Annotated in this window: 22 protein-coding genes; 9 read left to right on the top strand and 13 right to left on the bottom strand. The window is 44.5% G+C overall.

The features are described from left to right. The first annotated feature begins 27 nt into the window (after positions 1 to 27). Positions 28 to 1,620: an ATP-binding cassette domain-containing protein gene (locus OH456_RS10265; protein WP_236109363.1), complete on the top strand. Its 1,593-nt coding sequence runs from the start codon at positions 28 to 30 to the stop codon at positions 1,618 to 1,620. 33 nt (positions 1,621 to 1,653) lie between these two features. Here the strand turns inward: OH456_RS10265 and OH456_RS10260 are convergent, their stop codons facing one another. The 3 genes from OH456_RS10260 to OH456_RS10250 all read right to left on the bottom strand — a co-directional run bounded on the left by OH456_RS10260 (position 1,654) and on the right by OH456_RS10250 (position 4,354). After that, entirely contained in the window at positions 1,654 to 1,983 is a 330-nt protein-coding gene (locus OH456_RS10260) for a DUF4870 family protein (protein ID WP_062456033.1), read from the bottom strand. Positions 1,984 to 2,122: 139 nt separating this feature from the next. Continuing rightward, positions 2,123 to 3,283, bottom strand: coding sequence for an MFS transporter (locus OH456_RS10255; RefSeq protein WP_124941439.1), 1,161 nt, complete (start codon positions 3,281 to 3,283; stop codon positions 2,123 to 2,125). Positions 3,284 to 3,589: 306 nt separating this feature from the next. Next, positions 3,590 to 4,354, bottom strand: coding sequence for an AraC family transcriptional regulator (locus OH456_RS10250; RefSeq protein WP_270033408.1), 765 nt, complete (start codon positions 4,352 to 4,354; stop codon positions 3,590 to 3,592). Positions 4,355 to 4,451: 97 nt separating this feature from the next. Between OH456_RS10250 and OH456_RS10245 the strand changes: the two genes are divergently transcribed. Further along, on the top strand, positions 4,452 to 5,609 hold the full coding sequence (locus OH456_RS10245) for a multidrug effflux MFS transporter (RefSeq protein ID WP_270033407.1): 1,158 nt from the start codon (positions 4,452 to 4,454) through the stop codon (positions 5,607 to 5,609). Here the strand turns inward: OH456_RS10245 and OH456_RS10240 are convergent. Continuing rightward, positions 5,606 to 6,478 (bottom strand): LysR family transcriptional regulator, encoded by an 873-nt coding sequence (locus tag OH456_RS10240; RefSeq protein WP_270033406.1) that lies wholly within the window; start codon positions 6,476 to 6,478, stop codon positions 5,606 to 5,608. The genes OH456_RS10245 and OH456_RS10240 overlap by 4 nt on opposite strands. Before the next feature lie 101 nt (positions 6,479 to 6,579). On the opposite strand from OH456_RS10240, the gene OH456_RS10235 reads away from it, so the two are divergent. Together OH456_RS10235 and OH456_RS10230 are read left to right on the top strand one after the other, a co-directional pair. After that, entirely contained in the window at positions 6,580 to 7,545 is a 966-nt protein-coding gene (locus OH456_RS10235) for a nitrilase family protein (protein ID WP_270033405.1), read from the top strand. A 102-nt stretch (positions 7,546 to 7,647) separates the two neighbouring features. After that, positions 7,648 to 7,977 carry a 2Fe-2S iron-sulfur cluster-binding protein gene (locus tag OH456_RS10230; protein WP_038227331.1) on the top strand — a complete coding sequence of 110 codons (330 nt, stop codon included), beginning with the start codon at positions 7,648 to 7,650 and terminating at the stop codon, positions 7,975 to 7,977. Positions 7,978 to 8,000: 23 nt separating this feature from the next. Here the strand turns inward: OH456_RS10230 and OH456_RS10225 are convergent, their stop codons facing one another. Together OH456_RS10225 and OH456_RS10220 are read right to left on the bottom strand one after the other, a co-directional pair. After that, on the bottom strand, positions 8,001 to 8,912 hold the full coding sequence (locus OH456_RS10225) for a DUF808 domain-containing protein (protein ID WP_270033404.1): 912 nt from the start codon (positions 8,910 to 8,912) through the stop codon (positions 8,001 to 8,003). A 107-nt stretch (positions 8,913 to 9,019) separates the two neighbouring features. After that, on the bottom strand, positions 9,020 to 9,736 hold the full coding sequence (locus tag OH456_RS10220; protein WP_006070428.1) for a GntR family transcriptional regulator: 717 nt from the start codon (positions 9,734 to 9,736) through the stop codon (positions 9,020 to 9,022). Between the two features lie 304 nt (positions 9,737 to 10,040). Here OH456_RS10220 and OH456_RS10215 point away from each other — a divergent pair, with 304 nt between their 5' ends. The 5 genes from OH456_RS10215 (at position 10,041) to OH456_RS10195 (ending at position 14,621) form a co-directional block, all read left to right on the top strand. Further along, entirely contained in the window at positions 10,041 to 10,961 is a 921-nt protein-coding gene (locus OH456_RS10215; protein WP_006070429.1) for a siderophore ABC transporter substrate-binding protein, read from the top strand. 84 nt (positions 10,962 to 11,045) lie between these two features. Next, positions 11,046 to 12,005: an ABC transporter permease gene (locus OH456_RS10210; RefSeq protein ID WP_006070430.1), complete on the top strand. Its 960-nt coding sequence runs from the start codon at positions 11,046 to 11,048 to the stop codon at positions 12,003 to 12,005. Further along, on the top strand, positions 11,998 to 12,948 hold the full coding sequence (locus OH456_RS10205; RefSeq protein ID WP_270033403.1) for an iron chelate uptake ABC transporter family permease subunit: 951 nt from the start codon (positions 11,998 to 12,000) through the stop codon (positions 12,946 to 12,948). Before OH456_RS10210 ends, OH456_RS10205 begins: the two co-directional genes overlap by 8 nt. 10 nt (positions 12,949 to 12,958) lie before the next feature. Next, positions 12,959 to 13,720, top strand: a complete 762-nt coding sequence (locus tag OH456_RS10200) for an iron ABC transporter ATP-binding protein (RefSeq protein ID WP_270033402.1) — start codon at positions 12,959 to 12,961, stop codon at positions 13,718 to 13,720. Between the two features lie 217 nt (positions 13,721 to 13,937). Next, positions 13,938 to 14,621, top strand: coding sequence for a DUF1868 domain-containing protein (locus tag OH456_RS10195; RefSeq protein ID WP_270033401.1), 684 nt, complete (start codon positions 13,938 to 13,940; stop codon positions 14,619 to 14,621). Between the two features lie 60 nt (positions 14,622 to 14,681). Here OH456_RS10195 and OH456_RS10190 read toward each other — a convergent pair whose 3' ends face one another. From OH456_RS10190 to OH456_RS10160, 7 genes are all read right to left on the bottom strand, one after another. Further along, entirely contained in the window at positions 14,682 to 16,019 is a 1,338-nt protein-coding gene (locus OH456_RS10190) for a glycosyltransferase family 4 protein (RefSeq protein ID WP_062456000.1), read from the bottom strand. After that, complete coding sequence (locus OH456_RS10185; protein ID WP_270033400.1) at positions 16,016 to 17,617, bottom strand: hypothetical protein; 1,602 nt, start codon at positions 17,615 to 17,617, stop codon at positions 16,016 to 16,018. The genes OH456_RS10190 and OH456_RS10185 overlap by 4 nt, the downstream gene beginning before the upstream one ends. A 30-nt stretch (positions 17,618 to 17,647) precedes the next feature. Next, on the bottom strand, positions 17,648 to 18,748 hold the full coding sequence (locus tag OH456_RS10180) for an ROK family transcriptional regulator (RefSeq protein ID WP_124941431.1): 1,101 nt from the start codon (positions 18,746 to 18,748) through the stop codon (positions 17,648 to 17,650). Between the two features lie 117 nt (positions 18,749 to 18,865). Continuing rightward, positions 18,866 to 19,981 carry an extracellular solute-binding protein gene (locus tag OH456_RS10175; RefSeq protein ID WP_006070807.1) on the bottom strand — a complete coding sequence of 372 codons (1,116 nt, stop codon included), beginning with the start codon at positions 19,979 to 19,981 and terminating at the stop codon, positions 18,866 to 18,868. 39 nt (positions 19,982 to 20,020) lie between these two features. Continuing rightward, complete coding sequence (locus OH456_RS10170) at positions 20,021 to 20,905, bottom strand: ABC transporter permease (protein ID WP_006070810.1); 885 nt, start codon at positions 20,903 to 20,905, stop codon at positions 20,021 to 20,023. Beyond that, positions 20,905 to 21,771, bottom strand: coding sequence for an ABC transporter permease (locus OH456_RS10165; protein WP_038227318.1), 867 nt, complete (start codon positions 21,769 to 21,771; stop codon positions 20,905 to 20,907). Before OH456_RS10165 ends, OH456_RS10170 begins: the two co-directional genes overlap by 1 nt. Beyond that, a complete protein-coding gene (locus OH456_RS10160) occupies positions 21,764 to 22,834 on the bottom strand; it encodes an ABC transporter ATP-binding protein (protein ID WP_270033399.1) in 1,071 nt (356 codons plus the stop codon). Before OH456_RS10160 ends, OH456_RS10165 begins: the two co-directional genes overlap by 8 nt. Between the last annotated feature and the right edge of the window lie 236 nt (positions 22,835 to 23,070).

Here is a 23,070-nt window from a genome sequence, read left to right as displayed (position 1 = left end):
CGTCACATGCTCTGTAAAGGAGGATGTATGACTGCATTTCATGCAATTTCAATCTCAAAGCAGTTTCCTGATGGAGACCGACTATTTTCATCGATTAGCTTCTCAACTGAAGAAGGCATCACAGCGTTAGTAGGAAAAAATGGCAGTGGCAAGAGTCATTTGGCGCAGATCCTCGCTAAATTAACCCCACCGTCTGAAGGGCGAGTGGAGTGGGGGAACCAGATCAGATCTGTTGGCTTCTATAACCAATTAGAAAGTGAATCAGACTTGTCTCAAAGTATTGCTCAACTATTAGGTGTGGAAAAAAAGTTGCTCGCCCTTGAGCACATTCAGCAAGGTGATAGCTCTTGTCATTGGTTTGACATGATTGCCGATGATGAATGGGATCTTGCTGAACAATTAGCAAGGCTACTCACGCAACTGCGTTTGCCTACCGATCTCAATATCAAACTCGCGCAATTAAGTGGTGGGCAACGTGCGGTATTAAGGCTTTATGTACTACTGCAGCAAGATTATGACGCATTAGTTCTTGATGAGCCTACTAACCATTTAGATTCTGAGCATGTTGATTGGTTAGTGAAGCAATTGAAAACAATAGACAGACCGGTGCTGGTAGTAAGCCACAATATTGCGTTCCTCAATCACGTTGACAAAATACTCGAGCTGAACTCGTTAGGTATTACCTGTTATGGAGGCAACTACCAAACATTCGTAGCTCACAAAAATGAGCATCTGCAAGCGTTGCAGGACAAAGCAAAATCACTGATTAAGGAGAGAAAGGTAAAAGCAGAGAAAGCACACCAACGGCTAATCACAGCTCAAAAACTCGCGACAAGAGGTAAAGCGCAAAGGACGAGTGGTAGCCAGCCAAAAATACTGATGGATGGTAAAAAGCAAGGCGCACAGAATGCTAACGCCGCGATTGCCGCTCAAAGTGAACGCCAGTTCGCGGTTTTGGATCAAAAACTTCAGCAAGTGACGGATCAAATAGAACAGAATAAAGCGCAGAAATGGTACACCGGAGTGGTTCAAACGAAGGGTAAGACAGCCATCGCGTTTGACGCATTTCAGCATGCTAATGTGCTTGGTGTACCGATTCGTGCGACGGTGCTTACCAGCGAGCATGCGTGGCTAAAAGGTCGTAATGGCTCGGGTAAGTCGACCATTTTAAAGCGAGTACTCGCTGTTAGCCAAAACTCAAGTGATGTGACTGATGGGCTTCGAGTCAATACGCAGTGTTTTTACTTAGATCAACACTTTTCTATACTTAACGGTGATTTAGCGCTGATTGACGCTGTGTGTGAAGGGTGTAATGAGATGACAATTCCTGTTGCTCGTACTCTATTAGCTGGCATCGGTTTTAGGCGAGACAAAGTCTATGACAAAGTCGAGCAACTCAGTGGTGGCGAGAAAATGAAGCTAGCCATGTTGATTGCTTCGCACCAAAAACAGGTGGCTACCCTGTTATTGGATGAACCGGATAATCACTTGGATCTCGAAGCAAAACAACAGTTGATTGTTGCTATTAACGGCTACGCAGGGACTGTGTTAGTTGTCAGTCATGATATGGGATTCATAGAGCAGTTAAGGATAGACAAAGTCATTGCCCTAACTGACTGACGAAAAAGAGAGGCTCAATCGAGCCTCTCTTTTTTAGTTGTAACCTTGATTGTCGAGCACCCTAACGAGTCCTTTCACACAGCGATAGATGACCCAAACGGATGTCCCGACAAGTATTAAGTAGCCAATGCCAAACAGCGGCATGGAGAAGATACCCACGACCGTCAAAATAATGGAGACCCAAAATGTCTGTACTGCGTTTTCGAGGTGATCAGCCAACGGACTACCTGCTGAGGAACTGCGCTTAAGCATGGCCCAGATACCGCCAACGAGATAGAAAATGCCAGTGAAACTTCCTAAAAGTAAACAGGCGTAAGCGACAATGGCGTTAGTTTTAGTTTGTTGGTCTTGTTCGGATAGCATAATCGTTCCCCTGTAATGACTTGATTTAACTATAGTACTTAAAACATGAACCAGAGATGAAACTGAAGGTTTCAAAGTAACAAAGCGGCCTTGAAAGCCGCTTTGTTGTTTACGCTGTACGTGAACTTAAAGTGTGATGTTACTCGCCAGCCACCAAGTGTTTCTTGGTACGAATACTGGCAATGAACATATAGATAGCGGTTGCCATCATGGTTGCAAGTAAATAAGCCATCAAACCTTGTGTACCGTCCATAAACCAATCCGCAAGTACCGGACCAGCGACTGAGCCGATGCTGTAGCAAAACAGCATAACTTGCGTTGCAGAGACAATAAAACTCTCGTCCAATTTGTCACAGCCTAAGTTAATAGCAATCGGGTACAGGGCGAACGTCGCCATCCCAATTAAGAATAAGCTGATCGCCAGTACACTCAGATCATCGCTGAGAATAACTAGGCCGACACCAAATACACCCAATAAACAGAACATGCCCATTAGAGGAGTGCGACCCGCTATTTTAAGTAGTGGAGGTACTAGTGTTTGTACTGCCATACCGCCAAGGATCACTAAGGCCATTAATGCACTTAAACTGCTTTGTGACACGTCGCGGTGCGTTAACTCTACAGGCATCAGACCATAGATAGATCCAAGGGTTAAGCCTGAAACAATACAGCCGATGATTGCAGCATGGTTTAGTTTTGCAATTTGTTTGAACGATAGTGTCGCCGAGTGAGCACTCTGTGGTTGCTGTGTTGGAACGAACATCAGAACCAGAATAGCTGCGCTTAGCATAGAGAGAATCGCCACAAATGGCAGACTACCCTGAACACCGATAAAACCAATCCCAAGCTGACCTAGTGCAGAGCCGCCATAGAGCGAACCCATGTAGAGGCCAAGACGTTTGGCACGGCTTGATTCATCACCTACAAGTAGCCATGACTCAACGATAACGAAGACACCCGCGACAGCAATACCTGCGACAAAGCGTGCAATCAGCCAAGCCCATGCGACAGGCATCAGTGGCAGCGCAACGATCGTAGCGATAAATAGCGCTAGACAGGCAATAAATGCGATACGGTGACCGATATGCTTGACAGCCGGTTCAATAACAACAGCACCAACTAAAAGACCCGCGTAGAACACACTTGCTAGCCAACTTGCGTTGCTTGCATCAATACCGTATTCACCCAGCATAAGCGGGATTAAGCTCATCAAATAACCTGATGCGACGGCATAAAGTGATAGCGCAATAACAGGTACTTTAAAGCCAGTTTTTACTGCGAAATCAGGTGTGTTTTCCACTAGCAGAGCCTCCTAAATAGTCGTTGGAAAATCGAAACAGAATTGAGAAATTGATTAGGTTTTCGCCGCGACTATGAGGCTTGAAAGAGGAGGAGTAAAACTAAAAAAAATGACCATAACGACAACAAATATTTATCGATATATTGGCATTAGTTATCGTTGAAGCGAAGTATAAATGTAGCTAATGTTTAATAAGCTAACGTACTGTTTTTATTAAGTAGTATAGGAAAAATCTCATTGTGAATGTTTGGCGGAAATATCAGTGCTTTATCAAAAAATTAAATCATGGAATATTATTTTCCGACACTAAAAGAGCTGTTTGGGGGTGATCCCCATATGTTGTTTAAAGAAAGCGATAAAAGCACTGTCACTTGAAAATTCCAAAGTATAAGAAACATCTAGAACACTTTGCCCCAGTGCCAATAGCTCTGTGGCTCGCTGCAACCGCCATTGTTGCCGCCAAGATTGAAAGCTCATACCGGTTTCTTTAGCGAAAATTCGACTGACGGTTTTGCTGCTGGCCCCCACATGACGGGAAAACTCCTCTAGTGAAGGGAGGCTTTGCTCTCCGGTCAAAAAATGATTCAAGATGCCCGTGACTCTCGGATCGCTGGGGATAGGTAAGAGGTGCACCTCTGCTAACGCTAATTGAAACTCTTCCCAAAACAGCGCTGTGGTGTTGCAGGTTTGTTCGATACTAATGTCCCAAGACCAAAAGCTCATTCTATCAATCAAGGCTTTCAACAGCTCGTTTACGGTAAGGTACTGTATGGTGTCTGGGGCACTATCAAACAAGTTGGTATCAAAGTATAGCGAGCGATACTCGACGACATTATTCATGCTCGCTCGATGTTCTGTGTTTGGTGGTATCCAAGCGGCTTGAGTTGGCGGCAAAACCGAACGACATCCTTGAAGTTCGATAGTCATGCAACCTTGAGGTGCGTAGAGCAGTTGTCCTTTCTGATGCTGGTGCATGCCTGAATCATGTTTGCCCACTCTTGCTGCAATACCAATAACAGGTGCACTCAATGCGTCAGCATCGAAACGTGTCTGGTGATCAATTAGTGCCATTTGTCTTATTTTCGATGTTTTTTGTTCTTATGATGATATTAGTACAAAATCCATTAAGGCTAAACTCCTCAACATCAAATTAAGAGGAGGAATCACAATGATTCAACAAACGAAATATGGGGAAACAGCGAAACCCCCTTTGTGGTTAATGGTACTACTTATTATGTTTCCTCAAATTGTTGAAACTATCTACAGCCCGGCGCTAGGAGATATTGGGCAACATTTTGGGGTGAGTGATAGTCTCGCGGCAGCAACCATTGCAACGTATTTTTATGCATTTGCGATAGGAGTTGTAGCTTGGGGTATTCTGTCTGATGTATTAGGACGTCGAGCAAGTATGCTATTGGGTTTAACAACCTACGCTATCGGTGTTTTTACGGCTATATTCGTGACATCGTTCGAGATGCTGTTGGTCGCTCGTGCTATTAGTGCTTTTGGCGCAGCAGCAGGTTCAGTGGTCACACAAACCATGCTGCGTGATAAATTCTCCGGTGAGGAATTAGGGAAAGTATTTTCTTTAATGGGGATGGGCATCGCCATTAGTCCGGTTGTTGGCATGTTCGTGGGCGGACAGCTCACCCAGTTAGGCGGACACACCTACGTATTTTGGGCGCTATGCCTACTGGCAGTGATACTGCTTGGTAAAAGTGCGTTGCGATTGCCAGAAACAGGCTGCCAAGAGTCGCGCAAAACGTCCTTAACCCAGACGGCTAAACAGATGCTGCTTGATAAACATATCTGGGTGTCGGCACTATTGGTCGCTGGTTTTAATATCGTAGTATTCAACTATTACCAGATTGGCCCGTTTTTATTTCGTGAACTGGGTTTTGACGCTCAACAGTTCGGATACTCAGGTGTGGTATTGGCGTTTGGAACGTTTTTAGGCAGCTCTATAAACAAACGGCTTCTCACCAAAGGTAGAACCTCGGCATCGTTAATCAAATTGGCTGTTACTTTATCTGCCTTGGGCTCTTTAGGTGTTTACATGACGCAAGACAGCCTATGGTTCTTACTGCCTATGATGGTCGTGGTTATGGCGTTTGGTGTTGGTATTCCTAACGTACTAAGTCAAGCGTTAGTGAACTACAAACAAGCGGTTGGTAGTGCGAGTGCGATTTTAGGTCTGCTGTACTACATACTGATTGCTGTTGGATTATCGGCATCAAGTGCAGTGGCTAACTTAGGGTTATCACTTGTTGCGGTCTCAATGCTTATGATCGTCACTCTATGCTTCAAAGTCCATCGTCAACTTTAATCTAGAATAAGGCCGTTTTCTTTCAACATATCGAGAAAGTGGTCTTTTACCGGATTGATAACATCGGGGTTCCAAATAACGCCAATATCCCAATGATTATCTGTCGAGGGGATCGGGAGGAAACGTATCGTGTCATCAACCAAAGAGCGTGCACTTTCTGGAACAATGATAAATCCTATATTGGCTTTAACCAATGACAGCAAGGTCAAGATATCATCGGCAAATTGGCTTGGTGTGAACTGCCAATTTAGCTCCGCAGCAACCTTTGAGATCTGTTGGTGTAACCCCATTCCTCGCTCTGGTCTCAATGCTAAGTAGGGAAGAGAAGTAAGTATAGACGTCAGTGACGACTCACTATGGCTGCGGTTGACCGCTACGCAAAGTCGATCACTGGAGAGTGTGATTGAAGATAGACTGCTTTCACATGGGAGGCGTGAGTAGGCGATATGCAACTCGCCTGACAGGAGTTGCTCTGTCTGTGTCTGAGATGGGAGATCGTTAAGCGTGACATGGACATCGCTGAAACGCTGCTTGAACTCGGAGATATGTCGAGGTGCAATGTCAAAACTCGAAATACCGAAGCCAACATTAAGATAACCGGATTGCCCAGCTGCAACTTGGTTGGATAACTGATCAAACTTCTCAGCGCTCGCAATGACGCGCTTCGCTTCGGGGAGCAGGCACTCTCCAACAATGGATAATTTCGTCCCGCCTCGATTACGGTCAAATAAGGTCGCGCCAATATCACTCTCTAGCCGATATATTTTTTTCGTCAATGCTGACTGAGTGATAAACAGTGCCTCAGCAGCACTGCGATAGGTATCGCTGCGAGCCAAGGTCACGAACGCTTTTAGAAGGTCGATATTCATGATTCCAAATGGTAATCAATTTGTGATTTAAATTCATTATACGGAATCAACAGTATTTTTTACACTGTGACTTCACTGTTAAGCTCTCATAAGGAGAAAGTATGAAGTCGGTAAAAGTAGCCTCAGTTCAGTTCAATCATAAGTCGGGAGATAAATCTGCCAATTTAGCGATAATAGAGCAATTTGTGACTCGAGCCGCTGCTAACAAGGTAGATATCATCAGCTTTCCCGAAATGTGCGTTACTGGTTACTGGCATGTTTCAGCGCTTACTCGTGATGAGATTTCTGAACTCTCAGAACCTGTGCCATCGGGCGACACGAGCCAAGCACTGTTGGCACTCTCACAACGTCATAATATGAGTATTGGCGCGGGGCTGATTGAAGAGGGTGAGTGCGGTCAGTTATACAACACCTACGTGTTTGTGATGCCGAACGGTGTGGTTCAAAAGCACAGAAAGCTGCATACATTTGTCAGCCCCCATATGAGTAGTGGCGATGAGTATACGGTGTTTGACACCCCTCACGGCTGTAAGGTTGGAATCCTGATTTGTTGGGATAACAACTTGGTTGAAAACGTGAGAATCACGGCGTTAAAAGGAGCGGATATCTTAATTGCGCCCCATCAAACAGGCGGTTGCGACTCTCGAAGCCCAAATGCTATGGGGCTGATTGATCCTCAGCTTTGGCATAATCGACATCAAGATCCACAGACTATCTACAGTGAAATGCAAGGTAGGAAAGGCCGTGCTTGGTTAATGCGCTGGTTGCCTGCTAGAGCTCATGATAATGGACTATTTGTAGTATTTAGTAATGGGGTTGGGGTGGACATGAATGAAGTGCGCACGGGACACGCGATGATTCTTAACCCTTATGGTGAAGTGATTACTGAGTCAAAGAGTCTTGATGACGACATGGTTGTCGCTGTACTGGACGGTCAGGAATTAGAAATGTGTACTGGCCGTCGCTGGATTCGCGGTCGCAGGCCAGAGCTATACCAAGAGCTAACCGAAAAGCAGGGAAATGAGCTCGACCCTTATCATGCGAGATTCTCGCGAGATAAGATCTGAACTTGTTCTAAACACTAAATTGAATAATATTTCGAGAATTGGTCGTCTTTTTTGATTTTGCTTCGTCTTATTAAGAGAGTTAAAACAGAACAGTTGAGAAATATGTTTCAGATTAAACCTGCCACCTTGACTATTGATGGTCAAACGACAGTTATTGGTGCTTCAGAAAAGAACTTAGTCGAATTAGCGAGCAGAGTAGGGGTAAGGATCCCAGCTCCATGTTTGAAAAATAAACGCAAGCATGGTTGCTGTAAAGCGTGTTTGGTTGAAGTGGATGGCCAGCAAACTTATGCTTGTTCAAGTAAGCCTAAGTCGAATACAGAAGTGATAGTTAAGCGTCGAGACCTCGACCAAATCCGAAAAGTGTCGCTGCAAAATTTCAAGCAGCAAGTGAAGTCGGGTGATACGTCATCATGCGGTTGTAGCTGTTAGTCAGCTACAACCTCAGTCAATTGTTAAGAAGCGGCGGCTTTAAGTTTGCCGATTACGCTAAATACAGCCACAACAATGAGGCCTGCGATGATACCGATAACGCCGTTGAGCAGAGCTGGGATAATGGCTTGAGCAACGGATAGGTTGGGTATATCCATGATGATAGGTTCAATAAGATGGTGAATGGCGGGTACGTTATGGACAACAATACCGCCGCCCACTAAGAACATAGCCGCAGTACCAACGATAGTGAGCGTGCGCATCAGTTTAGGGGCAAAGGCAATCAATCCTCTACCAATGCTGGATAATAGTCCTTTTCCTTGAGACTTTCGTTCTAAGTAAAAACCTAAATCGTCGAGTTTAACAATACCCGCAACCAGTCCATATACTCCAATAGTCATTACAACGGCAATCAGACTAACCACCATGATTTGGATGCTGGTGGACTGTCCTTGGACCGTCCCTAAAGCAATAACAATAATCTCCGCCGATAGGATAAAGTCAGTGCGAATCGCGCCGGCAATTTTCTTTTTCTCGTATTCCTCAACGGAGTCACCACCAAGATCCGGTGTGGTTTGATCATCAGTGTGTTCTTTGCTGTGGAACAGCTTTTCCAGAATCTTCTCAGCACCTTCGTAGCAGAGAAACAGTCCCCCAAGCAGCAATAATGGATTGATCAGCCAAGGAGCAATAAAACTGATAATGAGCGCGGCGGGTACAAGAATGCATTTGTTCTTAAGGGATCCTTTCGCGACGGACCACACAACAGGGATTTCACGTTCGGCGGAAACGCCAGAAACTTGATGGGCATTAAGGGCGAGATCGTCACCCAATACCCCAGCGGTTTTCTTTGCTGCTACTTTTGAGAGCAGCGCAACATCGTCCAATACCGCAGTAATATCATCGAGAAGAGTTAATAGACTCAAACCAGCCATAAGCGTTACCTGTTTGCGAAAAAGTCGTCATGCCTGTAAGCAAATGTAACACTAATTAGGACTTTAACAAGCTAGCAAGCAAATGTCGGTGTTCAACCAGATAAGTCTTACAGTTTCACAAAGTTAGTGGCGAACTTGTAACCTTCCCATCGATGCTTCACATTGGAGTACTCGAAAATTTCGCCATTATCGAGGTAAACAATCTGTTCTACATTGACTAAAGGTTCGCCTAGTTTTATGTCTAACTCAGTGGCATAAAACTCATTCGCTTTGACGACCGTGATTTCCATCGTTGAACTGTGGATCTTGAGACCTAGTGTGTCTGTGATATAGCTATAAATAGAATCTTGGGCATGTTCACGCTTTAAACCTTGAATGACATTAATAGGCATATAAGTCTCCTCAACCGCACCCGGTATGTCATCAATGATGCGTACCCGCGTTGTTTTGTACAACATATCTTCAATGTCGCAGTTCAATCTCTCTGCTAAGAAGGTGTCTGCAGGGACGACGGAGAACTCCAGTACTTTTGTGGTTAGGGTTTGACCACTGTCTTGCACATTGGCTTTGGTGCCGTAAAGATGCTTATAACCGGAGTTACCAAGAGGACGTTTCACATACGAGCCAGACCCTCGTTTTCTCACCACTAAACCGTCGGTGACAAGAATATCGAGTGCTTTCTTTATGGTGAGCTCGCTGCATCCGAATTCTACTGCTAACTCACTACCACCAGGTAATTTTTGGTTAGTTGTGTACTGTCCAGAGAGAATCCTCTCCTTGATCGCCTGATAGATATCAGAATACTTAGCTTTGGTGGTGGACATAGTGAATAGATTCTCGCAACATGATAAACATTCTTCATACTAAGCCAAAAAAACCACCAGTTAAAACAATATGGTTATTTTTATTAAATTATATTGTTATTGATCGAGTTTTTTTCTTGCCTCTTATTTGTTTGTCTTTCCGCCAATGATTATCACTGGTTACACCATTGAGCTAAAAATCCGTATTTCTTTGCGTTATAACAATAAAAATGCAATTAGCTATGAAAATGATATTGATTCCCATTTGATCGTAAGTGATAATGATTCTGTTTAATATAACCATAAAATATATAAGGAAAACGGAATGAGTCAGTCTATGAGTTTCATCAAGCGTGTCGCGCTGACACTAACGGCCAGCTTCGCCATGGTTGCGAACGCTAGTGCAGTAACTATTCAGCACTTCAAAGGCACAGCAGAGTTTGATGAAACCCCTAAGCGAGTAGTGGTGTTAGGTAATGGTAGCTTAGATGTTCTAGACCGTTTAGGTGTACAACCAGTTGGTGCTCCACATTCATTGCTTCCAGACTATTTAGCGCAGTACAAAGCGTCGACGGGGAATACAGGTTCAGTAAGCGAGCCTGATTTTGAAGCTATCTTCACGTTGAAACCTGATGTGATTATCGCTGAAAACCGCATGCTTCGCGTTTACGATGACTTAAATAAAATTGCGCCAACAGTGATGTTTTATGTTGATAACGGTGAGTATTGGCAAGATACGCAAGCAAACTGGCGTATGCTTGGCAAACTGTTTGATAAAGAAGCGGAAGCAGAAAAGTTAATCGCAGAGACTCAAGCTCAATTTGATAAAGCAGCTGAGGCGGTTTCCAAGCAAGATTTGGACGCACTTATGTTGATGAACAATGGCAACAACGTGGCGATGTTCAACAAAGGTAGCCGTTTTTCTATCGTATTTGATGATTTTGGTTTTGGTGAATCGACTAGTCAAAATGTTGCGCCGATCCAAGGGTCTCACGGTAACTTGATCTCATTTGAATATGTGGCTGATGCAAAGCCTGAAGTTATTTTCATTTTAGACCGTGAACAAGCCATTGGTCGCAGTGTGGGTAAGGCGAAAGAGTTATTTAACAACCCTCTAGTGAACTCAACGCCTGCGGCGCAAAATAAAAAAATCGTCTATATCAATCCAAATGCTTGGTATATCTCAGGTGGTGGTGTAACCGCTACACAGACCATGATTGCTGATATCGATAAAGCTCTGAACTAATTAAAGTATTCAAAAAGTCTCTCTTAGTTCTCTAGGAGAGACTTTTCTAATTCTTGTTGTTAATTACTGGCCATCATATTCTCAATGACCATCCATAAATACATTCTTGCATGCACATTACTGGTCGCATTAGCGGTTAGTTCCCTCGTACTCGGTGCTGCTCACGTGTCCATTGCGGACTTGTTCCGTGGCGATGAACATGCTTATTCCATCTATGTTGTCAGTCGAGTTCCGCGACTACTAGCAATAATTCTGGCTGGTGCTGGTCTTAGCGTTGCGGGTCTTATCATGCAACAGATCGTGCAAAACCGCTTCGCTTCTCCATCAACGACAGGCACTATCGATTGCGCTCTTTTAGGCTACGTTGCTGGGCTTATCTTTTTGGGTGGTGCCAGTCAGTGGATGCATCTTGGTGTTATCTTCTTTTTTGCCGTTGCAGGCACATTGATCTTTGTGAAATTCTTGCAACGATTGCAATTCAAGAATGCGGTTCTTGTACCTCTTATCGGTATTATGTATGGCAATGTGATATCCGCACTGACAACCTTTATTGCCTATAAGCACGACCTAGTGCAGACCATGTCTTCTTGGACGGTGGCTAACTTTGCGAGTGTGCTGCAAGGGAATTACGAAATCCTGTATCTTGCGGTTCCAGCATGCGTACTTGCGTATTTATACGCACGTCAGTTTAGCGCGGCTAGTGTCGGTGAGAGCTTCGCTAAGAATATAGGTCTCGATTACCAAAAAATCGTTTTCATTGGCGTTATTTTGGTGGCGGTGAGTTCATCAACAGTGGTAATGATTGTTGGTGTGATTCCATTCTTAGGGCTGATCGTACCGAACATTGTCTCTCTATTTATGGGGGACAATATGAAGCGCATTCTACCTTGGACGGCGTATTGGGGCGTTATTCTGGTTCTCGCCTGTGACATCTTAGGTCGCTTAATTATTTTCCCTTACGAAATGCCAATCTCGATGATCATCAGTATTTTCGGTGGTGCTGTGTTTATTTATCTAGTGTTGAGAGATAAAGCCAATGCGTGATTCGTTGAAAGTAACTCTACTTATCGCAGGTTGTTTGGTGATCATTGCGTGGTTTATTGGACAGGGGCTGACAGCGGATAACTACCAGTTTTTCTTGTCTCGTCGTATTCCTAAAGTATCGGCCATTATTCTGGCGGCCGTTGCGATTTCAGCATCGTCTTTGGTATTCCAAACCATTACCAATAACCGCATTTTAACGCCATCCATACTCGGGTTTGATAGCTTGTATCTTATGGTACAGGTGCTAATGGTGGTGATTCTAGGCAGTACAAGCTTTTGGGTTATCCATGCGATGAGCAACTTTATGTTGTCCACTGCAGTGATGATTGGTTTTTCACTGTTGTTGTTCCATTTCTATTTCAAACGCCAGGATAGCAATGTGTTTACCTTATTGCTCATTGGTATTGTCTGCGGAAGTTTGTTCAGCAGCGTCACAGGTTTCTTGACGATGTTGGTTGATCCAAATGAGTTTGCTTCCATCCAGAGTTCTATGTTCGCGAGCTTTAATAACGTCAACGCTAAGCTGGTGTACTGGAGTTTGATTCCACTGTCTCTCTGTTTGGCGATTCTGTTCTACTATGCTCCGAAATTGGATGTGTTGTGGTTAGGCATTGATAATGCGACCAGTTTGGGTGTTAACACCAAACAGCTTACTCAGCGGATTATGATCTTGATTACTATTATGATCGCGATTTCAACGGCGCTGGTGGGTCCTGTCCTGTTCTTCGGACTTATTACAGTGAGTCTGACCCGAGAAATGTTCAATCACTATCAGCATCGCTTTCTTATTATCGCGAGCAGTTTACTCGCGGTATTACTGTTAGTTAGCGGTCAATGGTTCGTAGAAAAAGTTCTCGCATTCGAAACCACGATCAGCGTGATTATTAACCTCGTAGGTGGTTCTTACTTCCTGTTCTTACTACTAAGAAACAGAATTAATTAAGGGTAATGAAGTGATTAAGTTAACAGGTCTAAGTAAAAAGTACGGGAAGACATTTGTTGTTAAGGATGCCGATGCACTATTTCCTAAAGGTGAAGTGACGTCTATTATTGGCCCAAATGGTGCCGGTAAAAGTACTCTATTGTCTATGGCAAGTCGCCTCACGGAGAGTGATGCGGGTGAAGTTGTGATTGGAAACAAGTTGCTCGCTCAGTGGGACACCAAAGAACTGGCTAAACACTTAGCGGTACTGCGCCAATCAAACAACATCAACATGCGCTTCACGATCCGAGAGTTGGTCTCTTTTGGTCGCTTTCCACATTCTCAAGGTCGACTAACCGATGAAGATAATAAAATTATCGATAGAGCACTAGGGCATCTAGGTATTGAAGAGATCCAAAATAAATACCTCGACCAACTCAGTGGCGGTCAGCGTCAAATGGCGTTTATCGCTATGGTTGTCGCTCAGGACACTGACTACGTGTTCCTTGATGAACCGTTAAACAATTTGGATATTAAACACTCTGTAGAGATCATGCATACGCTGCGTAGACTGGCTCATGAATTCAACAAAGCTGTAGTAATTGTGATTCATGATATCAACTTTGCATCCTGTTACTCGGACAACATTGTGGCGATGAAAAAAGGGCAGGTGGTTAAATCGGGTAAAGTCGAAGAAGTAGTGCAGCAAGGGATTATGGAATCCATCTACGAGATCCCATTTGATATCCGTGACGTAGATGGTCGTCGAGTGTGTTTGTACTTCAATAGTTGATCGAGCACGATGTAAAGTCTTACCGTGTTAACGAAATACAAGAATTCAAAGCGTCCCATTTGGGGCGCTTTTTTAGTATTCACAATATGGACTGCCTAGTGCATTGACGCGGAATTATGCAGCGCTCACAAAATTACCACGATGATAGTAATTAAATTAACTAGGTTAATTTAATTACTATAGAATGTGTCAATAGAAACAATTTGGAGAGAACCCTATGAATTATGCTCCGTCTGTCGGTGTCAAATTTAATGAGGACGGCACCGTTCGCCGATTCCCCGGCAACACCTTCCTTTGTCACGTTGTTAAAACCAGCCCGGTATACCAAGAAGTGTTATGGGCACAGCAGCAGTTAAAAGCGATGAAGTGCGCAACTAACTATGCCTTCTTGCCAGAAGCTAGTATGCATATGACGGTTATTGAAGGTTTGTGCGATCAGATTCGAGAGACGACACACTGGAGCTCAAAGTTGGCCGAAGATGTGAATATTGAATCGGCAACAGAAAGTTTCCAAGCTTGGTTACAAGAGGCTGCAGCGACACCTAACTTCCAAATGAAGTTTGATTACGTGTACAACAGTCGCGCGGGCGGAACCGTATTAAGGCTTAAGCCTGCGAACGACGAAACTAAGTCTGCACTTAAAGTATGTCGTGATAATTTGAGTGAACTGACAGGTATTCGTCACCCAACGCATGATGAGTACCACTTCCATATTACGCTAAGTTACAAGGTTATTAATCTTGACGAAAAGCAACAAGCCGAATTGGAGCAAACTTGCCAGCGTATTGAAGAAAGGCTCAATCAGTCTTTTGGAGTGCTTACTCATGGCGCGGTGGAGTTCTGTGTCTTTGAGGACATGTTTGAGTTCAAACCAGTAAAACTGTTGTCGTTGGAAAAGTAACTTACTGACATATAATAAAAAACGGAGTCTATCGACTCCGTTTTTTCATCCCACCTTAACTCAATTAAAGACCTTGCCTAGAATTTCGCCAAGTGCTCGATAAGACAAATGCGTTTGCCCAATAACAAAGTTGTCATTCATCGCTTCCTGGCGGTACTCTGCATCAAATAGATATTGTTTGGTTTGCTCAGCAGCCAGTGACAATTGTTCATCAGATATCGTGGCTAAGCCTTGTGAATCCCACGAATGGTTCTCTCCAAGATCGATGATATTGAAGTTGAACTGCGCAATATCGGTTTCATAAACAGGATAGCGATAAACGACTTGTGGTACTTTAGCCACTAACCCTTCTAAGAACTGATTACCCCAACCTTCAAGCCAGCTCGGGTAGGTAACAATATCCGCATGAACATAAGCGTCCCAGAGGGAATAGCATTTTTCGCCATTTATTTCACAGCGACTGTGTTCGATATAATCATTGATAAACAGCATCTGCACATTGTTTTGATCTGCTTTTTGCTTCAGCTTATCAAAGTACTCTTGTTCTTCGTTCATACCTGCTAGAACAAGGACAATTCGACTCTCTTTAGTGATGGTTTTGTCGTTGTAAAGTGCTTGTCCAACCCAGTTTGGCAGTTGCCGATTGAGCTTCGCAATAAGGTCAATCGCCAGTTCAATACCTTTGCGTGCAACGATTCGAGTGGCTTGTAGAAAGACGATGTCGTTATCGGTTAGTCCGATTTTCTGTTTCAAGTCTCGGTTATAGTCGTCAAGGCACCAATGACTGTTGTCGAAATCAAACACATTGGGGACGACGGTGGCATGCTTGCCAGTTTTGTTCTTGAGTGACTCAAAAGCAATCTGATTGATGACGCAGTGTTGGTCGGCGTCGCGACGTGGAGGAAAGTATTCGTCTAATATGTCTTGGATTTCTGGGTACACGGGTTTAGCGAATTTCTCGCGTTCCCAGTGGAAATCGTGATGGTGATTGACAACTTTAACATGAGTGTTGCGAATGGCTTTCTCCAATCCAATTGCGGCAGCGAGGCTGTGCCCGACTGCGAAGATATTATTAGGAACGATAATATCTATTTCAAGGTCTCGAATGATAGCCGTTACTGCGTGTTCAATATCATCAGCTTGAGTGTGGATGGCAGTGAGTAGGTCATCTGAGCTAGTGAAAAACTTAGGCTCAATAAAAGCGTCGTGAGTAATTTTAGCGTTCAATTCATCTTCATAACGAAGTGCTTCGACACAAGAAGCATTAACATTTCCAGCACTGCCGGCCAGATAGAAAACCTGGTGACCCTGCTGCTCTAATGCCCACTTCCATTTATCCATTTCTAGCGAAACACCGTCGGTTTCGCCAACACGATAGTGCGTTAGTAGTATTCTCATGCGTTATTGAGTTCCAAGATGACCGTTGAATACAAGTTGAGGCCTTGAGGATCGTTTCCTGGAGCGTTCCTACCTCCGGCCGCAACGCGGTTAAGTAAATCCATTGTTGGTGCTTCAGTGGTGCTTGTTTTTGCGGCGTATACCTTCATCGCTGAACCACCGTCGATGGAAATCGCGTTAATGACAGATTCGCCATCGAAGAAGTCGATATCGGGTTGTGATAAACGCTGAACAAGGTTGGCAACGTCAACAATGTTGGCGCCAATACTCATCTCGTGTCGACCATCAAACAGCAGGTAACCGATGTGGTTTTCAGTTTCGATAAATAGACCAGAAGGTTCTCGGATGAGCGCATCAAAATTGTTGGTTTCTTTTCCTGAACGTGATAGAGGGGAATCGGTGTTGGCGACAGCATCTAGTGCGGCTTCTGCTTGCATTGCGGATACTGTAGGACCAGTTGGAACCAACGATTGTCCGTTAATAACAGAAGGAACTAGGCCACCTAAAATCTGTTTATAGTCGCAAAGGTCAATCTCGTTTGCGACAGGGATAACCTTAACCGCTTGCCCGACTTGAGGTGTCTCAGAGAACAGCGATTCAAAATACTTCTCCTCAATGGATATGAGTGTTCCGAAAGAAGGAAGAGGGCATGTGCCATTCCATATCGCGACAACCTCTTCGAATGGCTTAGTGCCGTCGCCTTGATTGGCTAGAAACAGGTTCACTCTTCCTTCTAACTCAAGCATTGGAGAGAACTCAACTAGGTCGCCTTGGTGCTGCATTGGGAACTTAACATTAAACAGAGCGACATCGTGCTGTGAAAGTAACTCTAGCGATGGGTTAAAGCAATCAACATCAAAGTTTGTCCCGCCAATAGTGACGTTAAATTGGCGAAAAGTCAGAGATGGAACGATCTGCACATTGCCTGCATGGTCTATGGCAACAGCGGCGTCATGGGCACTTGGGAAACCGGCAGTTTCAACCTTGCCATTTTCATCTGAGAAATAGTAAAAACCTAGGTATGACAGCACTTCTGGCAGTTGATGGTCTGGGTTTGGAAAGCGGCGTCTGTGTGACCAAATATGGTCTCCGATATTCAGCTCTTTAGTCATAAAGTAGCCAAGGTTACCAATCAACCCATCCAGATTGTTTTCTGATTCAAGTCGATCTCTCAGGTCCTCTAGCTTATTGCCCTTGAAGTGATAGCCAATGCGCGCTTTATCGATGTCTGCTTGTGGTGCTAACACTAAAGAAACGGATGTAGAACATAGTGAACGAGGCTCGCTAATTAGCTCGTAATCCGAGGCGCTAGGAAGTTGCGCAGCGTCAAGCTGCGGCATTGCAAAATGCGCTCTTTTTACCTTTAAAGATGGCTTTTCATGTTTCAACTGTTGGTATCGTTGTGCCAGTCCTTGTTCAAAGGCGGGCTCAACACAACCATGTAAAGGGTTGCCTTTCGGGCCATGTTTAATTTCGTAGCCAGGCACCACTGATGGGTTGAAGTAACGATTTGGCTCGATATCAATAGGCTCCCAACATTGGGAATTCATGCTTGTGACGTTGTTAGAGACTCGCTCTGGAAAACATTTGGTGTTCATGGTTGTTGTTCTTATTTCGTGCTAGTTGTTTTAGTAAGCGAGGTTGTATAGAGGTAGCATAGCCGCACCTGTGGCTGCAATTTTGTCACCGGAAATGGCCGCCGGAACAATGTTAGGCATGGCTTCATCAGGTTCGAGATACTGTTGAATGGATGCAATGGCAGCAAGGTGTAGTTCTTCGACTAATTGTGGTGGTAACAAACCGCCAATGATGATCTCGTTTGGATCGCAAATAGAGCGAATAGCTTGCAGCGCAGACGTTAGTTGCAACTGAGCATTACTTTTCCATTCGACCACTTTTTCCGGTTTCTTTTCTAACAAAGTCGCAAGCGTATCGGCTCGGTGAGCGCTAGGCTCCGATAGCCCTAGTTTTTCATACAGACAAGACAGAGAAGGACGATTGTCACGCTCAGGAAACAGCTTACCAATGCGACCCGCATTGCCTCGTGCACCGCGATAGACTTCGCCTTCAAAGAAGTGACCGCCACCAATACCATAACCAAGATATAGATAGAAAAAGTTCGCACCAGTACTTCGGCGGGAGCGCACAGATTCACCCAATGCTGCGGCTATACCGTCGTTCTCAATCCAGCATGGCAAATTGAATTTAGCTTCTACCGCGGCTTTGATGTCGATTTGCTCCCAGGCTTTTAAGTGAGGAGGCATGGTGAGGGTGTTAGACTCTTTGTTGAAGTTGCAACTGGTCGTAACGCCAACTCCAATTAGCTTAGAAAACTCGCTACCAAAGGCAACAGAAGTGACATCGATAAGACTAGATAGTTCTTCAAGTGCGCTTTGAGGGTCTGAATAGATGCCTTGAATGGCTTTAGAGAAAATAGCTTCTCCTTCAAGGTCTACCAATTCAATGCTGATTTTTTCCAGCTCTATGTTTACTCCTAAGCTATAGGCTGCTTGAGGGTTAATACCTAGCTCAATACCAGGTTGACCTCTGCCCCCCTGTTGCTTACCAGTGACGACAATAAGACCTTCATCAAGCATCTTCTTGGTGATCTTTGTAATGGCCGCAGGCGTTAAACCACTGGTCTCAGCAAGGGCTGCTCGTGTGGTTGGTGCTTGTTGACGGATCAATGCAAGAATTGAACGCTGTGTGTCTGTTCCGAAATCTATCAATGGTGTTTCCTTAACTGAAAATCTCTTTCTATTTGATTTGAAAGCTAAATCAATGACATACATTGACACATTTAACCTTCAAACCAAATAGGCCCGGCCAAAGACCGGGCAAAAATGTTACATAAGTACGTTTTGAACAAATGCTTTCTTGGCTTCCGTTGCGTACTCTGATGTAAAGAACTCAGAGCTGTACTTACGCTGTGCGTTGTCGATAAGTGCGTTGGAGTCATCAGCATCTGGGTGCTGCGGTGCTGCACCAAACGTTGCGTTTAAGCCCGTTTGTGCTTGTGCCGACGTAATCCAGTGGATGAATACCGCAGCCGCTGCTTTGTTCTTAGCATTTTTCGGCATTAGGATGATGTTACCGCCACCTGGCATACCAAACTCTGGAATATAGAACTTGATACGTTTAGTGATCGCCCCTTTTTTCTGTAGACCTGCTAGATGATCTTCCCAAGCTGGTGCCATAGAGATTTCGCCATCATTGATGCGCGTTAAGCTGTCTGCATTTGAAGCGGTAATAACGATGTTGTCTTGATTACCTTCAAACCACTCCCACGTTTTTGACCAAGTAGGAATTACAGACTTGTCCATTTCATTTTGGAAGTAGACATCGTTGTTGCCTGATGCGTAGTAAATTGCACGTTGAATGAAGGCATTACCTGCACCGCCTTTGTTTGGATCGTTCACACCAAACTGTTGTTTGTGTTCTTTGATCCAAGTTGTCAGGTCATCAAAAGACTGAGGCAGGTTGTTTTCATCGACTCGAGTTGGGTCATAAGCAAAACCTGTTTGGTTGCCCCAGAACGCATAGGCATAACCTTGAGTGTCGACGCCAACAAGATTAGTTCTTAACTTTTCGCTACCCGGAATAATATCGGTCAGTGGACCATAAACGACGTTGCTTTGCAGTAGCATCGGCAGTTTCACAGTATCGAGTGCCATCACATCGATGCTGCCTTGGTCGCGGCGTGCTTCAGCAAGTAGCTTATTGCGGTTACCTGATTCATTACCTTCTGGCACGCGAACTTTAATGCCGTACTCTTTCTCAAATTCTTTAAAGAATTTTCTGAATTCAGGCTGTAGATACCAGATGTAAGCGTTCACCATTTTTTCTTGTTTCGCTTGCTCGACAATTTCATCCCATGTCATGTCGTTTAGGTCATAAGCCAATGCATTGGTAGAAAGACCTGCAAGTGCAGTCATGGCTGCGGTTAGAACTAATTTTTTCATAAATCCATTCTCTTAATATCTTTATAGTTGTAGGTACAGTTAGGCTTTACCGGTAGAGTCCGCCAGATAGTTGCCTTTAAGCAAACGCTCGATAATGAGCATCAAAATTACGTTTGGAATCACAAGGATGAGTGATACCACCGCCGCGTTTGGACGGATGAAAGAGTAACCTAAGTAGGAATACAGGATGGTCGGTACGGTGACATAATCCGGTGATCCAAGAACAAAGGCGATGTTGAATTCTTCAATACTGATCACCAGACAGAAGATCAACGATGCCAATAAGCCAGGTTTTAGCATTGGCAGATACGCGTGTTTAAATGTTGTCCAAGGGCTGCCACCTAAGTCACGGCTTGCCTCAATAAGATCTTGAGGAACGCTTTTGAAACTGGCTGACAAAATACGGATAGCATAAGGCAAAGCCAGTACCGTATGGCCAATCACAATGCCAAGGTAGGCGTTAGACAAATTAAGGTTGATCAGCATCGAGCTAAAGAAGACACCGATGATCATACCCGGCATAACAAGCGGTAGAAGTGTGACAACTTCGGCCACTTTCTTGCCCGGAAAATCCTTGCGGCCTAGTGCGTAAGCCGTTGGAAGTGCGAGCAATACTGTCAAAAGAGCGACTGCTGGAGCAATCGAGTAACTGTTAGTTAGTGCTTCCACTAGACCTGAGTTTTCCCACATGTCTGTCCAACGTCCGAATGACATCACCGGTGGAAGAACATCTGGATAGCTCCATGGGTGTTCCGGGTCTACGAGTGACCAGATGAGCGCCATAATAAATGGCACACCTAACCAGAAGAAGTTGACCGCAAGAAACAGTCCAATAGCGATTTTGTTGATCAGTTTGCCATTTGCCGTTCTTATTTTCGGCAGTTTGCGGCGTGGTGCTTTTGCTGTTGAGGCGAGTGCAGTCATTATTTCAGCTTCCCTTTCTTAGTGGCTAGTGGGGCAGTCAGTAGAGAGATAGCCAGTGAGGCGATTACAGCGGTCACCATGATGATGACGGCCACAACAGCACCTTTGTTCCATTCCATAAACTCTGTTGAGGTAATGTGCATTAACATAGATAGCGAGTAAGTGTTCTTAGGGCCCGCAATCGAGTAGAACGAGTAGTCACCTAGAGCACCGATGAAAATTAGAATCAAAGATACTTGCAGGGCTGGTATAGATAGTGGGAACACGATGCCAGTGAAGCGACGCCATGCGTTTGCGCCAAGATCTGAGGCGGCATCGAGAACATCATTTCGAATTGAGTTCACCGCACCCGCAAGTAGAATCATTGCAAACGGCAGCTGTTTCCAGATTTGAAGAATAATAACTCCCCAACCGAAGTTGTCGTTTTGCATACGAATCGGTTTTTCAGTAATGCCAAGCCACATCAAGCCTTGGTTAACCACACCATGGTACGAAATCACGTTAACCAACAAGAAAGCGGCAACCAAACCTGGAATGAACATAGGAGCGCGCAATAGACCTGTAATCGTGGTTGAACCGGTAAAGGGCTTACGTAGCCAGAGCACAAGCGGGTAGGCCAGAGACACCGCGCCAAGAGCGCCAATGACTGATACTTTAATAGAGTAAATCAGTGACTTGTGAAGTGTTGGGTCAGCAAGTGCATCACGCCAAAATTCAGTGGAGAAGCCACTCTCTCCCATCATGTTATGAAAACCAAAGCTCTGGGCAACCACCATGTAAAACGTTGAACCCATCAAAAGTAAGATGGTGCCTACGCCAGGCAATAGCATGAGCCAGGTTTTCCAGTGGGTGCGTAGACTAGTCATGCGGCACCTCTTCAAGGAACCTAATGCCAGTCTTAGGGAAACTGAATGTTAACTGGTTATCTTGGAACTTAGGCTGTTTTGGTAATTGAATACGCATTTCTAGTGGAACTTCATTAAGTGATTCCACTAGAAGGTCGGTGACATTACCCATGAAAGCCATTTGATTGACGCGCACTTGGAAGCGGTTGATATCGCTATCTTCAGCTAAGCGAGCGTCTTCTGGTCGCCAACAAACAAAAATATTGTCTGACTTTGGTGGTTCATCAGATTCAACGATGAAATCACCAATTTCTGTTGTGACCGAGTAAGTGTTGGCTTGCTCCGTCTTGTTTACTTGTGCAGGTAGAATGTTAGCGGCACCAATAAAGTCAGCAACAAAGCGGTTTGCTGGACGATAGTAGATGTCTTCCGGGGTACCAATCTGTTCGATACGGCCACGATTAAGCACAACGATCTTGTCTGACATGGCTAGTGCTTCTGCCTGATCGTGTGTCACGTAGATAGCAGTAAGATTGTAGCGTTTTTGAAGTTCGCGGATCTCAAAACGAACCGACTCTCTTAATTTCGCATCTAGGTTAGATAATGGCTCGTCGAATAGGATTACAGCAGGTCGAGTCACCATCGCGCGAGCAAGTGCGACGCGTTGTTGTTGTCCACCTGACAATTCGCTTGGCATTTTATGAGAATGTTCACCCAGATCGACCTGTGCGACGGCTTCTTGAACGCGCTCAATCTGTTCTGCTTTTGCTACGCCTTTTTGGTTCAAACCGAAGGCAATGTTGTGCTCAACGCTCAAGTGAGGGAAAAGCGCGTAAGATTGAAAACACATAGAGGTATTGCGCTTTTCTGGAGAAACATTAGTGATGTTTTCATCGCCAATTAGAATCTCACCAGAATCGGGAGTGTGGAAACCACCGATCATTTTTAACAACGTTGTTTTGCCGCAGCCAGAAGGCCCAAGAAGAGTAACCATCTCTCCCTCTTCCGCCACAAAGCTAATGTCTTTAGATGCGACAAAATCATCAAAATTTTTACAGATATTTTTTAGTTCTAATCGGGACATTGAGTTGCATTCCGTTTCAGTAGAAGTTTGCACAGATTTGGAGTCTAGCGCTTCATTATTGCAATTACATTAACTGAGTTAATTTAATTGATCTGTGAAAGTGGTCACGTGATAAGCGTTATTGACGGATTTACTGATGAGAAAGGTTAGATAGTGTGATCTTACGCATGTAAATAGTTGGCTTACATTAATCTAGTTAATTTAATTGAGGTGTTTTTGAGGAAGAGAAAAGAGAG

This window comes from Vibrio sp. La 4.2.2 (assembly GCF_027586995.1).
Taxonomy (GTDB): Bacteria; Pseudomonadota; Gammaproteobacteria; order Enterobacterales; family Vibrionaceae; genus Vibrio; species Vibrio mediterranei.
This window is presented reverse-complemented; position numbering and strand designations above follow the sequence as displayed.

Excerpts from the sequence above, each read along its gene's own strand:
- OH456_RS10265 (WP_236109363.1), top strand. The coding sequence starts at position 28 with ATGACTGCATTTCATGCAATTTCAATCTCAAAGCAGTTTCCTGATGGA.
- OH456_RS10260 (WP_062456033.1), bottom strand. The coding sequence starts at position 1,983 with ATGCTATCCGAACAAGACCAACAAACTAAAACTAACGCCATTGTCGCT.
- OH456_RS10250 (WP_270033408.1), bottom strand. The coding sequence starts at position 4,354 with ATGGCACTAATTGATCACCAGACACGTTTCGATGCTGACGCATTGAGT.
- OH456_RS10245 (WP_270033407.1), top strand. The coding sequence starts at position 4,452 with ATGATTCAACAAACGAAATATGGGGAAACAGCGAAACCCCCTTTGTGG.
- OH456_RS10240 (WP_270033406.1), bottom strand. The coding sequence starts at position 6,478 with ATGAATATCGACCTTCTAAAAGCGTTCGTGACCTTGGCTCGCAGCGAT.
- OH456_RS10235 (WP_270033405.1), top strand. The coding sequence starts at position 6,580 with ATGAAGTCGGTAAAAGTAGCCTCAGTTCAGTTCAATCATAAGTCGGGA.
- OH456_RS10230 (WP_038227331.1), top strand. The coding sequence starts at position 7,648 with ATGTTTCAGATTAAACCTGCCACCTTGACTATTGATGGTCAAACGACA.
- OH456_RS10225 (WP_270033404.1), bottom strand. The coding sequence starts at position 8,912 with ATGGCTGGTTTGAGTCTATTAACTCTTCTCGATGATATTACTGCGGTA.
- OH456_RS10220 (WP_006070428.1), bottom strand. The coding sequence starts at position 9,736 with ATGTCCACCACCAAAGCTAAGTATTCTGATATCTATCAGGCGATCAAG.
- OH456_RS10215 (WP_006070429.1), top strand. The coding sequence starts at position 10,041 with ATGAGTCAGTCTATGAGTTTCATCAAGCGTGTCGCGCTGACACTAACG.
- OH456_RS10210 (WP_006070430.1), top strand. The coding sequence starts at position 11,046 with ATGACCATCCATAAATACATTCTTGCATGCACATTACTGGTCGCATTA.
- OH456_RS10205 (WP_270033403.1), top strand. The coding sequence starts at position 11,998 with ATGCGTGATTCGTTGAAAGTAACTCTACTTATCGCAGGTTGTTTGGTG.
- OH456_RS10195 (WP_270033401.1), top strand. The coding sequence starts at position 13,938 with ATGAATTATGCTCCGTCTGTCGGTGTCAAATTTAATGAGGACGGCACC.
- OH456_RS10190 (WP_062456000.1), bottom strand. The coding sequence starts at position 16,019 with ATGAGAATACTACTAACGCACTATCGTGTTGGCGAAACCGACGGTGTT.
- OH456_RS10185 (WP_270033400.1), bottom strand. The coding sequence starts at position 17,617 with ATGAACACCAAATGTTTTCCAGAGCGAGTCTCTAACAACGTCACAAGC.
- OH456_RS10175 (WP_006070807.1), bottom strand. The coding sequence starts at position 19,981 with ATGAAAAAATTAGTTCTAACCGCAGCCATGACTGCACTTGCAGGTCTT.
- OH456_RS10170 (WP_006070810.1), bottom strand. The coding sequence starts at position 20,905 with ATGACTGCACTCGCCTCAACAGCAAAAGCACCACGCCGCAAACTGCCG.
- OH456_RS10165 (WP_038227318.1), bottom strand. The coding sequence starts at position 21,771 with ATGACTAGTCTACGCACCCACTGGAAAACCTGGCTCATGCTATTGCCT.
- OH456_RS10160 (WP_270033399.1), bottom strand. The coding sequence starts at position 22,834 with ATGTCCCGATTAGAACTAAAAAATATCTGTAAAAATTTTGATGATTTT.